This window comes from Campylobacter sp. MIT 12-5580 (assembly GCF_005406235.1).
In the GTDB taxonomy this organism is placed as follows: domain Bacteria; phylum Campylobacterota; class Campylobacteria; order Campylobacterales; family Campylobacteraceae; genus Campylobacter_D.
Map to the genome: position 1 here is coordinate 300,472 of NZ_NXLK01000001.1, position 15,600 is coordinate 316,071.

The 15,600-nt window shown below is 35.2% G+C and carries 13 protein-coding genes; all 13 read left to right on the forward strand.

Annotated features, from left to right (window positions below):
- Positions 1 to 41 precede the first annotated feature (41 nt).
- The 13 genes from CQA38_RS01490 (at position 42) to mnmC (ending at position 15,348) form a co-directional block, all read left to right on the forward strand.
- On the forward strand, positions 42 to 1,025 hold the full coding sequence (locus CQA38_RS01490) for an RluA family pseudouridine synthase (RefSeq protein WP_137632232.1): 984 nt from the start codon (positions 42 to 44) through the stop codon (positions 1,023 to 1,025).
- Entirely contained in the window at positions 973 to 2,184 is a 1,212-nt protein-coding gene (locus tag CQA38_RS01495) for a fibronectin type III domain-containing protein (protein ID WP_137632233.1), read from the forward strand. Before CQA38_RS01490 ends, CQA38_RS01495 begins: the two co-directional genes overlap by 53 nt.
- Positions 2,184 to 3,362 carry a tRNA (guanosine(46)-N7)-methyltransferase TrmB gene (trmB, locus tag CQA38_RS01500; protein ID WP_137632234.1) on the forward strand — a complete coding sequence of 393 codons (1,179 nt, stop codon included), beginning with the start codon at positions 2,184 to 2,186 and terminating at the stop codon, positions 3,360 to 3,362. Before CQA38_RS01495 ends, trmB begins: the two co-directional genes overlap by 1 nt.
- 79 nt (positions 3,363 to 3,441) lie before the next feature.
- The gene (locus CQA38_RS01505; RefSeq protein ID WP_137632235.1) at positions 3,442 to 4,107 is read left to right on the forward strand and encodes an ABC transporter ATP-binding protein; all 666 of its coding nucleotides are present in this window, start codon (positions 3,442 to 3,444) and stop codon (positions 4,105 to 4,107) included.
- A complete protein-coding gene (locus CQA38_RS01510) occupies positions 4,094 to 4,900 on the forward strand; it encodes an FtsX-like permease family protein (protein WP_137632236.1) in 807 nt (268 codons plus the stop codon). The genes CQA38_RS01505 and CQA38_RS01510 overlap by 14 nt, the downstream gene beginning before the upstream one ends.
- The gene (locus tag CQA38_RS01515) at positions 4,897 to 6,069 is read left to right on the forward strand and encodes a M23 family metallopeptidase (protein ID WP_137632237.1); all 1,173 of its coding nucleotides are present in this window, start codon (positions 4,897 to 4,899) and stop codon (positions 6,067 to 6,069) included. Before CQA38_RS01510 ends, CQA38_RS01515 begins: the two co-directional genes overlap by 4 nt.
- Positions 6,070 to 6,119: 50 nt before the next feature.
- Complete coding sequence (pyrH, locus tag CQA38_RS01520; protein ID WP_137632238.1) at positions 6,120 to 6,845, forward strand: UMP kinase; 726 nt, start codon at positions 6,120 to 6,122, stop codon at positions 6,843 to 6,845.
- 14 nt (positions 6,846 to 6,859) lie between these two features.
- Positions 6,860 to 7,081, forward strand: coding sequence for a DNA-directed RNA polymerase subunit omega (locus tag CQA38_RS01525; protein ID WP_137632239.1), 222 nt, complete (start codon positions 6,860 to 6,862; stop codon positions 7,079 to 7,081).
- Between the two features lie 7 nt (positions 7,082 to 7,088).
- Positions 7,089 to 9,257, forward strand: a complete 2,169-nt coding sequence (locus CQA38_RS01530; RefSeq protein WP_137632309.1) for a RelA/SpoT family protein — start codon at positions 7,089 to 7,091, stop codon at positions 9,255 to 9,257.
- A gap of 9 nt (positions 9,258 to 9,266) precedes the next feature.
- On the forward strand, positions 9,267 to 10,469 hold the full coding sequence (gene tyrS, locus CQA38_RS01535) for a tyrosine--tRNA ligase (RefSeq protein WP_137632240.1): 1,203 nt from the start codon (positions 9,267 to 9,269) through the stop codon (positions 10,467 to 10,469).
- Complete coding sequence (locus tag CQA38_RS01540) at positions 10,470 to 11,567, forward strand: nitronate monooxygenase family protein (protein WP_137632241.1); 1,098 nt, start codon at positions 10,470 to 10,472, stop codon at positions 11,565 to 11,567.
- Positions 11,560 to 13,506 carry an N-acetylmuramoyl-L-alanine amidase gene (locus CQA38_RS01545; protein WP_137632310.1) on the forward strand — a complete coding sequence of 649 codons (1,947 nt, stop codon included), beginning with the start codon at positions 11,560 to 11,562 and terminating at the stop codon, positions 13,504 to 13,506. The genes CQA38_RS01540 and CQA38_RS01545 overlap by 8 nt, the downstream gene beginning before the upstream one ends.
- 6 nt (positions 13,507 to 13,512) lie before the next feature.
- The gene (gene mnmC / locus CQA38_RS01550) at positions 13,513 to 15,348 is read left to right on the forward strand and encodes a bifunctional tRNA (5-methylaminomethyl-2-thiouridine)(34)-methyltransferase MnmD/FAD-dependent 5-carboxymethylaminomethyl-2-thiouridine(34) oxidoreductase MnmC (RefSeq protein ID WP_137632242.1); all 1,836 of its coding nucleotides are present in this window, start codon (positions 13,513 to 13,515) and stop codon (positions 15,346 to 15,348) included.
- The last annotated feature ends 252 nt before the right edge of the window (positions 15,349 to 15,600 follow it).

The following is a 15,600-nucleotide window of genomic DNA, read 5'->3' on the forward strand; positions in this document are numbered from 1 at the left end:
TACGCTAAGATTTTAACTTTGCAAAGGATAAACGCTTTAAAATGCAAAAAATTTTAGTCAGTGAAATTTCAAGACTTGATATTTTTTTGAGTAAAAATTTACAGCAAAGTCGCCATCAAATCGCTGCTTTGATCAAAAATGGTGGCGTAAAAGTCAATAATCGTCTGGAGCTTAAGCCTTCTTTTAAGCTTAAAATAAATGATGAAATCAACATTCAAAAGCTTGAAACTTCACCAAAACAAAGCAAATTTGACTTTGATTTTGATATAAATGTTTTATATGAAGATGAGGATTTACTCGTCTTAAATAAGCCACCAAAGCTTGTCGTGCATGCAGCTTTAAGCGTAAAAGAAGCAACTTTAGTTGATTATCTTTTGGCTAAAAATTACACGCTTTCAACTCTAGGTGGCGAGCTTCGAGCAGGCTTAGTGCATAGGCTTGATAAAGATACGAGCGGAGCTATACTTATCGCTAAAAATAACGCTACGCACAAGGCTTTAAGCGAACAACTTCTGGATAAAAGTATGGGGCGTTTGTATTTAGCGTTAAGCGATCTGCCTTTAAAAGAAAATTATATGCTTGTGGAAAAAGCGTTGGCAAGAAATCCGCACAACCGCCTTAAAAAAATCGCCCTTGATCCACAAAAAGAGAATTTAAACGGAGCAAAAAGTGCAAAATCAGCTTTTATCAATTTGCTTACCAAAGAAGATAAAACAAGCCCAGCTCTTATAGCAGCAAAGCTTTTTAGCGGACGCACGCACCAAATAAGAGCTCATTTAGAAAGCTTAAATCGCCATATTTTAGGCGATGAGCTTTACGGCTTTAAGGGAGCAAAGTATGAAAGAGTAATGCTTCATGCGTATTTTTTGTATTTTATACACCCAAAAAGTCAAAAAAAACTTTGCATTAAAGCACCAATTTATGATGATTTTTATACAATTTTACAAACACATTTTACACAAGGAGAACTTGATGAAAAAACTTCATTTGAGTCTATTTACTCTGCTTTTAACGCTCATATTTAATGCGTGCGGTTTAACTATACAAAACCAGCAAATGAGTGTAAATGAGGATTTGCCAAGCGTGCAAACACTCAAGCATATCAGCGATATGAGTAGCGTTGCTTTTGAGTGGAATTCTTTTTATAATGAAAATATACAAGGATTTTTGCTCTATAAAAGCACGCCAAATGAACCTGAAATGAAGCTTGTTGCAACGATTAAGAACAAATTTCAAACCCATTATGTTGATACCTCGCTTGAGCCTGATACGACTTATCTTTATACGATGAGAACCTTTAATGAGTTTAAGCAAATTTCAAGCGAAGGTGTTTTAATCGAAGTAAAAACAAGCCCAAGACTTCAACCTTTGCCTTTTGTGCAAGCCATTAATGGCTTACCAAACAAAATCAAGCTCATTTGGCGTCCCCACCCTGATCTTAGAGTGCAAGCTTATGAGATACAAAGGGCAGAGCAAGATGGAAATTTTAAAACCATAAAAGAGCTTAAAAATCGTTTGGAAGCTGAATATATCGATGATGATTTAAAACCTAATCAAAATTTTCAATACCGCATTTTTGCTAAAACCTTTGATGGCGTGTATTCAGAATCAAGTCAAATTCTAAACTCTACCACCAAAGCTTTACCACCGCAAATCACGCATTTATCAGCTACAACTGATCTTGCAGGACGCATACTTTTAGCTTGGGATAGTCCAAACTTTGAGGATTTTGCGTATTATAAAATTTATGCAAAAAATTCAAGCTTACTCCCTTTTTCAGAGCTTGCACGAACACAAAATAATAATTATGAAGATAGGGTGAATGAAGTAGGCAAGAAAAAAGAATATAAAATCACTATCGTTGATAAAGACGGGCTTGAAAGCACAATGCCAGAGCATTCAGTAGAAGGTAAAACCCTTGATGCTCCGCTTGCTCCAAGTATCACTTTAACAGCTATTGTGGCTGATGGTATTGATCTTGGCTGGACGCCAAATGATGATAGAGCGGTAAGCTATACGCTTAAACGATATGGCGGAGGCGATGTGATCTTTAAAGAGATTAATGAAACAACTTTTAAAGATACTACAGCCGTGCAAGGGCAAAGTTATACTTATGAAGTCATTAGCGTAGATAGCAATGGCATTGAATCTAAACCTTCAGCTAGAGTAAGGGTAGGCGGTTAATGCCAAATTTTAAATGCAAAAGTGTTAAGCCACTTGTTTTGCCTTTTATGCAAGAAGAAGTAAGCTTTTTGTGGGCTTGTCATGATACGCGCTCAAGCTTACTTTTTACAAAGGTAGTTGATGAGTGCTTTTTCTTGCAAATTGTGAAACAAAATGAGGCTTTTGTGATTAAGGCTGAAAAGCACAGCAAACCAACGCAAATTGGCTATGTGCAAAAGGCTTTGCTTGTGTTTAAAAACGCTTTCGCTAAAGAGGTGATTAGTGAAGCTTTTGCGCTTAAAAAGACACATTTGCTTAAAAAAAACAAATTCATCGAAAATGATATTTTATCTTTGCTTGAAAATGTGCAAAAATTTGAAAAGGTATATTTAGAGATAGGTTTTGGCTCGGGTAGGCATTTGCTCTATCAGGCACGAGAAAATCCTAACATTTTAATGCTAGGTGTTGAAATTTACACACCAGCTTTAGAACAAGTTGCAAATTTAGCGATGAAAGAGAGCTTAGACAATGTTTTGCTGACACAAAATGATGCTAGACTTTTGCTTAGCGTGCTTAAAAATCACTGCCTTGCAAAAATATTTTTGCATTTTCCAGTGCCTTGGGACAAACAGCCTCAAAGAAGGGTTGTGAGTTTTGATTTTGTAAAAAACTGCCAAAGAGTGCTTCAAAAAGGTGCTTGTTTTGAGTTAAGAACAGACAGCAAGGCGTATTTTGACTTTACTTTAGAGCAGTTTTTAGCCCTACAAACTTGCAAAGCACAGATTAACAAAAATGCAGATTTGGGCGTTACGAGCAAATACGAAGCAAGATGGAAAAGACAAGAAAAAGATATATATGATCTATGTGTATATAATGAAACTTTTGATGATAATGAGCTTGCGTGCTTTGATTTTAAATTAAAGGATTTTAAACCCTTAATGAGTGTAGAAAAACTCAAGCAAAACTTTAAAAAAAGGCATTTTAGGGGTGAGGATTATTTTTTAAGTCTTGAAAATGTGTATATCAAAGACGAGCAAAGCGTGGTGCTTAAAATTGCTTTTGGTAGCTTTTATAGCCCAGAACATACATATTTGCTGTTTGATGAAAAGCTTTCATTTTTGTTTAATGAGCCTTTTAAGACAGAGCAAAATTATAAAGCTTTACAAAAACTTTTAGACTTTTTAAATCAAGAAATTTAAAAATCAAGGGCTTAAATTTCTTGATTTTTAAGATAAAATAGAGCATAATTTAGAATTTAGTTTTTTATTAAGGAAAAGTATGCCAATTATGATTCGAGCGCAGAATTTATCTTTAGGTTATGATGAATTAGTCATCGAGCGGGCGAATTTTTCTTTTAAAAATGATGATTTTGTTTTTATTACCGGAAAAAGTGGGAGTGGAAAATCCACGCTTTTAAAATCATTTTACGCAGATTTAGAGCCTTTATCTGGACGTCTTGAGGTGTGTGGTAGTGTGATTAATGGTATCTCAAATAAAGAACTTTTGCAACTTCGCCAAAATATAGGCATTATCTTTCAAGATTATAAACTCATCAAAGAATACAGCATAGAAAAAAATGTTATGTTGCCTTTGATGATTAAAGGTTATTCTAAAAAAATTTGTCAAGAACAAAGCGCGAAGTTACTCAGCCATGTTGAACTTACTTTTAAAGCAGATAAAAAACCAGATCAGCTTTCTGGCGGCGAACAGCAAAGAGCAGCTATGGCTCGGGCTTTAGCTCATAATCCCAAGCTTTTGCTTTGCGATGAGCCAACTGGGAATTTGGACGAATACTCTTCAGATATTATCTGGACGCTTTTAAAATCAGCAAGAGAGATACTTGGCACTTGTGTTGTTGTCGTAACGCATAGAATTCCAAGCAATCTTAGGCTTGAATACAGACGCTTTGATATAGAAAGTGGAAAAGTCAATGAAATCATTTAAAACACATTTAGGGCTTATTTTGCCACTTCTTTTTATGATGTTTGCTTTTGAGTTTATACTCATCATCAATCAAACCGTGAAACATTATGAAAGTCTTTTAAACAAAGATTATAGCATTATCATAGCCAGCTCAAAAGAACTTTCTCAAACCAGCGTGCAAAATCAAATTCCATCACTACAAACCTTGCAAAGTCTTGATACAAAAAGCTTTATGCAAAGGCTTAAAAACGATGTCTCAGCAAACAATCTTGCTGCTTTAGAACGTTCTTTGCCACACTTTTATAGCCTTAAACTCAATCACTTGCCTACTCAAAGCGAGCTTAAAGAGCTAAAAGATAAGCTTTCAAAAATGCCAAATGTGATTCGAGTCGAGGCTTTTGCAAAGACTTATGATAAAATTTATAGCTTGCTTGTATTGATTAAATTTGTCTTTTGGTTGTTTTTATTTATCATCATCTTGCTTTCTTTTGTGCTCTTTTTAAAACAAATGCGAATTTGGCTTTTTGAGCATACTGAAAGGGTTGAGATTATGTGTCTTTTTGGTGCTCCTTTTTGGTTTCGCTCTTTTATGTTATACAGGGTAGTTTTGTTTGATTGTTTCATTGCCTTTTTAATCTTGCTTGTTTTTTTCACTCAAATTTTTTCTCTTGGTTTTATCCAAAGTGCGTTAAATGCTGTAGATATTAGTTTGCCAAAGATGAATTTTATCTTACATTTAAGCATTATCTTTGCTTTAAGTTTGCTTGTGTCTTTACTTTGTGTAAATTCGGTAATGTTTAAGGTTAAAAAATGAAAATTTTGTGGCTTTTAGTGCTACTTTTTGTTTTTTCATTTGCTGATGAGTTGAGTCAAAAAACAAAGGATTTAAAAGAGAGTGAAAGGATAAGCAAGCAACTTGGAAAAAAGCTTGATGACTTAGCTAAGGATATTTTAGCAAGCGAAAAAAACCTTAACAATCTTGCCGGACAAATTCAAAAACTCAGCCAAGAAACACTAAAGCTTGAAGAAAATGCAAAGCTTCAAAATAAAGAGCTTAAAACCTTAAATTCGCAAAATCAAGATTTGCTTAAAGACAAAAACGCTATGGAAAACAAACTTGTGAGTTTAATCGCTGAAAATTTTGCCTTTGATTTGCCTATACCAAGCGGATATATAGAAAGTGAAGAAAGCTTTATCGCTTTTGAGCTTTTAAATTCGCTTGATGAGGTGCTGAAAGAGGAATTTTATAGACTTTCAAAGGATTATGAGCTTGTTTCAAAGCAGATTAACGCAAAACAAGCTCAAATCGATAAAATCAATACAAATTTAAAAAAATACAACGATGATTTAATTAAGCTTGAAAAGCTCAAACTTGAGCAAATTGATGAGATTAAAAGACAAAAAACAGACAAGGATATTTATACAAAAAAGCTTAATGATGTGCAAAAACAGCAAGTTGAGCTAAGAAATACCCTAGCTGAACTTAAAATCGTAAGCGATAAACAAGAAAAAGCGAGCAACACTTCTTCTTCAAGCAACAATCAAGCTGTGCGTCAGCTTGGCTCAAGCTATCAAAATACAGCTGTTAAAAAATACAAAGGACAAAAGACTATAGCTCCACTTGATTCTTTTATCGTTAAACAAAAATTTGGTAATTTTACAGATCCCATTTATAATATCAAAATTTTTAATGAAAATGTGATTTTGCGTTCAAAAACAGCTGACGCAAGGGTTAAAAGTGTGTTTGGTGGCAAGGTTGTCTTTGCTAAAGAGACAAATTTGCTCCAAAGAGTAGTCATTATCGAGCATAATAATGGACTTCATACGATTTATGCTCACTTAGATAAGATTGCACCTACACTTAAGGTAGGCAAAAATGTCAAAAAAGGCGAGGTTTTGGGTAGGGTAAAAAATGATCTTACTTTTGAGGTAACTCAAGAGAAATTTCACATCAATCCTTTAGAATTAATTAGCCTAAATTAACTAATTTTAAAGGCTTTTAGAGTATAATAACAGCTTAAAGGAGATGAGGTATGCAAAAGAAAAAACGAGTTTTGGTTAAATTTTCAGGCGAGGCTTTGGCTGCAGATAATGGCTTTGGCATAGAAAATTCAGTGCTTAAATACATCGCTTCGCAGATCAAAGAGCTACTCATTAATGATGTAGAAGTTGGCATAGTTATAGGCGGGGGCAATATCATAAGAGGCGTTACAGCGGCTAAAGATGGGCTTATCAAGCGCACAAGTGGCGATCATATGGGTATGCTTGCAACCGTGATTAATGCTATAGCCATGCAAGAAGCCTTAGAAAGTGCTGGACTTGATGTAAGAGTGCAAAGTGCGATACAAATGGAAGCTTTTTGTGAAACTTATATTATGAGACGCGCTCAAAGACATCTTGAAAAAGGACGCGTTGTGATCTTTGCAGCTGGCACTGGAAATCCTTATTTTACCACTGATACAACGGCTGTTTTAAGAGCTGTTGAGATCGAGGCTGAAGTTATCATTAAAGCGACTAAAGTTGATGGGGTGTATGATAAAGATCCGCACAAATTTGATGATGCTCAGTTTTTACATACAATCAGCTATGAAAGAGCCTTGCATGACAATATCAAAGTCATGGACGATACGGCTATAGCCTTAGCAAAAGATAACGCACTTCCTATCATCGTGTGTAATATGTTTCACGAGGGTAATTTGCTTAGAATCATACAAGGTGATATGAGTATTTGCTCTGTGGTTAAAAATCAAGAAAATTAAATAAAGGAAAATCAATGCAAAGAATAGAAGAAATCGCTGCAAAAGCTTTACAAAAAATGGGAAATGATCGCTATAAACTTTCTTTAGTTGTAGCAAAAAGAGCTGAAGAGCTTGCTAATGGGGCTATGCCCTTAGTGGATTTGGATAAGAATAAAGTCAAATTTGCTGATATCGCTCTTTATGAGATCGCAGAAGAAAAAATCACCCTAGAGAGTGGCATTGAAAGTAATCGATGAAGAACTTATGCTTGATAAACTCATCGAAGATATCAAGCATTGCAAAGACTTAGATCAAGCTACAAATTTACTTTTTAAGATATATGCACCAAGTGAGGATCTTAAAAGAGCGGTTGCGTTTTGTACGCTTGCTCATGAAGGACAGGTTCGAAAGAGTGGTGAAGCTTATGCTGTGCATCCTATCTTGGTGTCTGCTTTGGTTGCTTTTTTAAGTTCAAATGAAGCTATGATTATCGCGGCTTTGCTTCATGATGTGATCGAGGATACGCCACATGGCGAAGAAGAGCTAAGAAAGGACTTTGGAACTGAAGTAACTAGGCTTGTTCAAGGGCTGACTAAGATCACTGAGATTAGAGAGGATAATTTCAACTCAAAAGTGAGTAAAAATCTTGCCAAATCAGCCCTAAGTTTTAGGAATATGCTCCTAGCAAGTATAGAAGATGTGGGTGTTTTGGTGATCAAGCTTTGCGATAGATTGCACAATATGCTTACCTTAGGAAGTTTAAGAGAGGATAAGCGCAAAAGGATTAGTGAAGAAACCTTAGTAGTGTATGCTCCTATAGCCCATAGGCTTGGAATTTCAAGTATTAAAAACTATCTTGAGGATTTAAGCTTTGAGTATTTGATGCCAGATGAGTTTAAGCAGATTAACAACTATATCAATTCAAACGATCAATATATGCAGTTAAGTTTAAATGAGTTTATCTCAAAAGTCGAACTTTTGTTTAATAAAAACGGCTTTAGACAAGGAAGTTTTGAGATACACAAACGCATTAAGCATAGCTATTCTGTTTATCTTAAAATGCAAAGAAAAGGCATTTCTATAGAAGAGGTGCTTGATTTGCTTGGGGTAAGAATTTTGGTTGAAAATACGCTTGATTGCTATATCGCGCTTGGGATTTTGCATACTCATTTTAATCCTCTTGTGTCTCGTTTTAAAGACTATATAGCCTTGCCAAAACAAAATGGTTACCAAACCATACATAGCACACTTTTTGATACTAAAAATATCATCGAAGCCCAAATTCGCACCTTTGATATGCATAAAATCGCTGAATTTGGCGTAGCCGCACATTATAAATACAAAGAAGGTTCAAGCGTGGCTACACCTAAGCTTGATTGGATTAGTGATCTTTCTATGCAAAATTCAAGTATCAATGCAAACGAGGGGGATTATAACGCTGTTGAATTATACGAATACGCCAAAGACAGCCTTTATATCGAAGATGTGGCGGTGTATTCTCCAAAAGGAGAGATTTTTACTCTACCAAGGGGTGCGACTGTGCTTGATTTTGCTTATGAAGTACATACTAAAATAGGGCTTCACGCAAAAACAGCCTATGTCAATCGCGTTAAGGTTCCGCTTTTAACTGAGCTTAAAAATGGCGATATTGTCCGCATAGTTACTTCAAATGATAAATTATACCGCTGTTCATGGATAGATAGCGTAAAAACTGCTAAAGCAAAGGCTAATATTAGAGAATTTTGCAAGCAAAAGATCAAAGAGATTGACTTAGAAAGTGCAGTAAATATCCTTGCCTTTGTTTTTAATGAAAGTCATCAAACTATCCTAAAATGGATAGATGATGAAAGGTTAAATAAAAGAATTCGCCAAATCAGCGTCGATAGCGTGTATTTTAAAGATGTGGTGAATATGCTTAAAAAATACGCTAAAAAATCTTATCTTTTTGATAAATACGAGCTTAAGGAGCAAAAATTTGGCAATATTATCGTCTTAAGTAATCACAAAATCGCCAATATGGACTTTGATTTTTGCTGTCGCCCTAAAAGAGGCGATGGGGTTGTGGCATTTGCTGAAGCGGGTAATGCTGTGCTTCATCACAAACTTTGCGAAAAGGCTGATAAAATGCTTGAAGAGCAAAAGCCTATGGTTTTTGTGGAGTGGAACAACGACGCAACGCAAAGCTATAAAATCATCTTTTCACTGGAAAATAAAAAAGGTGCTTTGGCTGAGTTTTTAACTACCTTATCTAAAATGCAAGGCAATGTACTTTCCATAACTCTAGCAAACGCGCAAAACTCAAGTCTAGATTATTTTGAAGCACATATAGAATTTCCAGATAATACAAAAATCGAAACTATCAAAGAGCGTTTAAAAAATCGTTATAAAATTTTGGATTTTACTTCACTTAATGACGCATATAATGGCAAATAAAGGATATGAATGAATTTAAATGAAATTATTTTAGATATAAAAAGAGGTGTCGCTGAGCTCATCGATGAGGAGAGATTGCTTACTTTGATTAAAAATTATTATGAAAAAGGCGAGAATTTCTTTGTAAAAGCTGGCTTTGATCCAACAGCTCCTGATTTGCATTTAGGACATAGTGTGGTTTTAAGCAAAATGGCACTTTTGCAAAAGCATGGAGCCATAGTTCAGTTTTTAATCGGCGATTTTACCGGGCAAATTGGCGATCCAAGCGGTAAAAGCGCAACACGAAAAAAGCTAAGCAAGGAAGAGGTGCTTAAAAATGCCAAAACTTATGAGGAGCAAGTCTTTAAAATCCTTGATGCAGAAAAAACCATTATCAAATTTAATTCAGTATGGTTAAATGAACTCTCAAGCGTTGGTATTATAGAGCTTAGCTCCACTTTTAGCGTGGCTAGAATGCTTGAAAGAGATGATTTTACCAAACGTTTTAAAGAACAAAGCCCGATTTCAATCAGCGAGTTTTTATATCCACTTTTACAAGGCTATGATAGCGTAGCCTTAAAATGCGATATAGAGATGGGCGGAACAGATCAGAAGTTTAATCTCCTTATGGGTAGGCATTTACAACGAATTTATAATGTCGGTAAAGAACAAGTCGTGATGATGATGCCATTGCTTGAAGGGCTTGATGGTGTCAATAAAATGAGTAAAAGTTTAGGAAATTATATAGGCATTAGCGAAAAAGCAAATGATATATATGCTAAAATACTCAGCATTAATGATGAGTTGATGTTAAGGTATTATGAACTTTTAAGCTTTAAAAGCACCAAAGAGCTTGAGTGCTTAAAAGAGGATTTAAAGCAAGGCAAAATCCACCCAAAAAAGGCAAAAGAAGAGCTTGCTCTTGAGTTGTGTCAAAGATATCATAGCAAAGATGAAGCGATGAATGCAAAGGCTGAATTTGATAAGGTGCATAGTCAAAATCAAATGCCAAGTGATATGCCAAGCTTTGAGATTGAAGGTGAAATTTGGCTTGCAAAAGCTTTAGTGCATTGCAAGCTAGCAAGCTCAACAAGTGCTGCAAGACGCGATATAAACGCTAATGCAGTTAGCATTAATGGCGAAAAAGAAAATGACGAGCAAAAAAAGCTTGGTATTGGTGAGTATATTTTACAAATCGGCAAAAGAAAATTTGCAAAATTAAAGGTTAATTAAATGCAGTTAAAACCACTTAAGATAGGCAAACATACGATTAAAAATCCTATTTTTCAAGGCGGAATGGGACTTGGTATAAGCTGGGATCGCCTAGCTTCTGCTGTTTCTTTAAATGGCGGACTTGGTATCATTTCTTCGGTTGGCACAGGCTATTATGAAAACAGAAGTCATATCAGCAAAGAGTTAAATTTAAAGCCTTATGGAAGCGAAAACTTCTACTCAAAAGAAGGCTTAAGAGCTTTAATCACAAATGCAAGAAAAGTCTGTGGTGATGCACCTTTGGGGTGCAATATACTTTGTGCGAGCAATGATTATGCAAGGATAGCTCGTGATGCGTGTGAGGTGGGTTTTAATGTTATCGTAAGCGGGGCAGGATTACCTACAAATTTACCTGAATTTACAGCTGATTTTAAAGATGTAGCCCTTGTGCCTATCGTTTCTTCAGCAAAAGCGCTGAAAATCATCTGCAAAAGATGGCTTGGTAGATACAAACGTTTGCCAGACGCTGTTGTTGTAGAAGGTCCAAAAAGTGGCGGACATCAAGGCTTTACTTATGAGCAATGCTTAATGAGTGAATATCAGCTTGAAAATGTCGTGCCTCAAGTAGCTGAGGAAGCGAAAAATTGGGGAGACTTTCCTATCATCGCAGCTGGGGGCGTATGGGATAAAAACGATATAGAAAAAATGATCTCACTTGGTGCAAGTGGCGTTCAAATGGGAACTCGCTTTATCGGCACCTTTGAATGCGATGCAAGCGAACATTTTAAAGAAGTTTTACTTGCTTGTAAAGAAGAAGATATCGAGCTTATCCATTCTCCAGTAGGTTATCCTGCAAGAGGTGTTCGCACAAATTTACTTGATCTTGTAGATAAAAGACAAGGACCAAAGATCAATTGTATCAGCAACTGCGTTTCGCCTTGCCAGCGCGGTAAAGAAGCGACGAAAGTAGGTTACTGCATAGCTGATAGGCTTTATGATGCGTATAGTGGAAAAAAAGAAACGGGATTATTTTTTACCGGGGCAAATGGCTATCGTTTAGAAAAGCTTATTAGCGTTAAAGAGCTTATGCACAAGCTTGTTCATGGTGAAGATGCGTAAAGTCTTTTTTGTCTTTTTATTGCTGTGCGTGCAACTCTTTGGGGCGTATGAAGCACAGCTTTTAAATTTTGATAAAAACTTTGCTCGTTCAAGCAATAAACAAGATTTTCATCATCAGCTTAAAAATTTATACATTCAAAGTATAATCAACGAAGATGAAAAAAGCAAAATCGAAATTTTAAAACGCTTAGTTATCAGCTCAAATGCTTTGAATTTAGATGATAAAGGCTATGTGAAAGAACTTGTTGAAAGTGGCATTAAAGCAGATGAGATTAAAGCTTTGCAAGCTCAAAATAAGCAAGCACCAGCAAAAACAAACGTCCAAAACACCAAAGCCACGCAAGAAAAAAACTCAAGCGATATAAAACAAAGCCCAAAAACTCAAAATGAAGCTGAAAAAAAACGTTTTGTTTTGCAAGCTAAGCAAGAACAAAATAATATCATCTTAAGCCTCAATGAAGAACTCAAACAACAAGAGCTTCGCATATCAGAGCTTAAAGAAAAGCAAAATTACCGCTATATCATCGACTTTAAAGCTGCTCTTGATACAGGTAGAAAAGAATTTAAAATAGCTCAAGCTCGAATTTTACTTGCTCAGTTTGATCCACAAACCACAAGATTAGTAATTTATGCTGATCAAAAACCAGATTTTGATCTTAAACTTGATAAAAATTCGCTTGAACTTGAATTTAAAGATGAGCAAAATAAGCCAAAGAAAACGGAGCAAGTCGATAAAAAAACAAGCACTACAAATTCAGAACAAATTAAAACACAAACTCCACAAAAAACAAGTCAAACAAAAGAAAATAAAGCCAAAGAAAAGCTTTTTGTACTAGGAAGCACAAAAGAAACAAATGGTATTATGCTAAGACTTAGTGATGAGCTTGACGAGGACGAGCTTCAAATTTTTCAGATGAAAGATAAGGACGCTTACCGCATAGTGATTAATTTTGAAGGCGTGCTTGAGGGTAAGAGAAAAAATTTTGATTTTAAAAATGCAGATATAAGCCTTACTCAATACACGCCTAAAATCGTTCGTGTAGTGCTTAGCTCAAAGCAAGAACTTAAACTTTTTAAAGAGCTTGATAAAAAAAGCCTTTTTCTAGGCTTTAACAACTCTCAAATAAATGCTAAAACACAAACTAGCAAAACAAATTCAAATAAAATAAATTCAAATACCAAAACCACCCAAAACAAGCAAAACCAAGGCACTCAAACAAGCCCAAAAAACACTAGCTCAAGAGCAAGTGCAAAAAACAAAGTCATCGTCATAGATGCAGGACATGGCGGAAAAGACGGCGGTGCAGTTGGGGGTGGAGGCAAGTTGCTTGAAAAAAACATAGTCTTAAGCGTAGCTTTAAAGCTTGGCGAGGAACTTAAAAATAAAGGCTATAAAGTCTTTTACACAAGAACAAGTGATAAATTTATCAATCTTAGAGATCGCACAAAAATAGCTAATGATAAAAAAGCAAATCTTTTTATCTCCATACACGCAAACGCTGCACCAAATGCAAATAAAGCTAAAACCATGCAAGGCTTAGAAACCTTTTTCTTAAGCCCAGCAAGAAGTGAAAGAAGCAAAGAAGTTGCGGCTGCTGAAAACAAATCCGATCTTGAAGAAGCAAATTTTTTCTCAAGACAAAATTTCTTACATTCTTTAAGCAGAGAAAAGATTATCGCCTCAAATCGCCTAGCCATAGACATACAAAAAAATCTCTTAAGCAAAATACGAAGTAAATACAAAGTCGTTGATGGAGCAGTAAGAGAGGCTCCATTTTGGGTTTTAGTAGGCGCTCAAGATATGCCAGCTGTGCTTATAGAAATAGGCTATATTACCCACCCAGAAGAGGGCAAAAGACTAGCAAACAAAAGTTATCAAGAGCTTGTAGCACAGGGCATAGCTGCTGGTGTGGATAATTATTTTGCAAACAATCCTTAAGCTCTCATGGAAAAAGCAAAGATTATCTTTAAGGAAAATACCCCTTTTTCTTTGGATTTTGATGATTTTTATTTTAGCCATAAAAATGCCCTTGAAGAACGCCGTTTTGTCTATAGCGAGGCTTTTGAGCTTAAAAATAATCCTACTTTCATCATCGCTGAACTTGGTTTTGGTATAGGTTTAAATTTCTTTCTTAGCCTAAAACGTTTTTTACGCGATAAAAAAGGCGAGCAAAGGCTGTTTTATGTGAGTTTGGAAAATTTTTATATCCCAAAAGATGAATTAAGAATGATTTATCAAAAACTTGGTTTATATGAAGAGTTTAAAGAGCTTTTAGAGCCTTTTTTAAAGCTGTATCCAAAGCAAAAAAATGGCTCATATAGATTTTATTTTAAAGATGTTTTTTTAGATCTTGTGTTTAATGAGGCTGCGATTTCGCTTAAAGAGCTTGATTTTAAGGCTGATGTGTGGTATTTAGATGGCTTTTCACCAGCAAAAAATCAAAGCGCATTTGATGAAAATATCATCAAAGAAATAGCAAGACTTTCAAAGCTCAATGCTCAACTTTGCACCTTTTCAGCCTCATCTTTTTTGCAAAATAGCCTTAAAAAATACAATTTTAAAGTCCAAAAATGCAAAGGTTATTGCAAAAGAGAGATGATAAAAGCCTATTTTATGGGCTTTGATTTTGAGGATAAAGAAGCGTATTTTCAAAGCATAAGCCAAAAGGCTAAAAATAATAAAATCGCTATCATCGGTGCAGGTATAGCAGGTGCTAGCCTTGCTTATGAGCTTTCTTTAAGAGGCTTTAAAATCAGTGTTTTTGAGAAAAATGAAAGCATAGCAAGCGAGGCAAGTGGCAATGAAAGCGGTGTTTTAAGCTCTTTAATCTTAAAGCCAAAAGTAGCTTTGGGCGAGTTTAGCGAGCTTTGTTTTTATGAAGCGAGTAGGTTTTATCAGCAAATTTTAAAACTTGAGCCAAATGGGGTTTATGAGTTTGCATATAATGAGCTTATGCAAGAAAGGTTTAACTTGCAAAAAGAAAATCCCTTATTTGATATAAAGGCTAATCAAGCTTTTTTAGACCAAGGACTTGATCTAAGCCCAAAAGATATAGTAAATAAGCTTTTCATAAAAAGCAAGGCAGAGCTTTTTTTAGGACATGAATTTACGCATTTTACTTATGAAAATGAGGGCTTTAAGCTTCATTTTAAGGAACAAAGTCCTCTTAAAGGATATGGCATTTTGATTTATGCCTTAGGTAGTGAGAGTAAGGATTTTATCCAGTATGAAGCGATGAATTTAAGCAAGGTAAGAGGACAAGTAAGCTTATATAAGCCCTTTTTACGCACCAAACACGCTCTTAGCTCAAAAGGCTATGTGTGCGTGCCTAAAGAGAATTTACAACTCATAGGAGCAAGCTATGATAGACAAAATACAAGCAAAGAGCCTTTGCAAAGTGACGATGCTTTAAATCTTAGCAATATCAAGGAATTTTTACCTCAAAATTTAAAACCTGAATTTATAGGCTCAAGAGTGGCTTTTCGCTCGTATTCTTCAGATCGTTTTGCTATTTTTGGAGCTATGTATGATGAGGTCTATTATAAAAAAGCATATAAAAGCTTATTGTGGAGCAAGACTAAAGGCCAGCCTAAGCCAAAGTATATAGACAATCTTTATCTTAGCATAGCACACGGCTCAAGGGGCTTTGCAAGTGCTATCATCGCTGCAAGATACATAAGTGCTTTAATCTGTGATGAACCACTTTTTTTAAACAAAAGCCAAATTGCACACATTCACCCAGCCCGTTTTTTGATACGAAAGCTCAAAAAAGGCTTATAAAATTTTAAACTTGTATTTTATTTTTTCTTACTTTAGTTTTCTTTAAGGAAAAAAAGAATACAATCCTAACTATCATTTCACTAAAAAAAGGAGAACAAATGACAAGTTTTTATACTTTTTTCCAGCTTTTTTATCGCTTTTTTTCTCCTTGTATGTGCCTTTGAGCACTGTTATTTATCTTTTTTATGCTTTTTTTTGAATTTCATTTTTTGTTGTAGCATTTTGGCTACTTGAATTTTAGTTTTCTTAAAT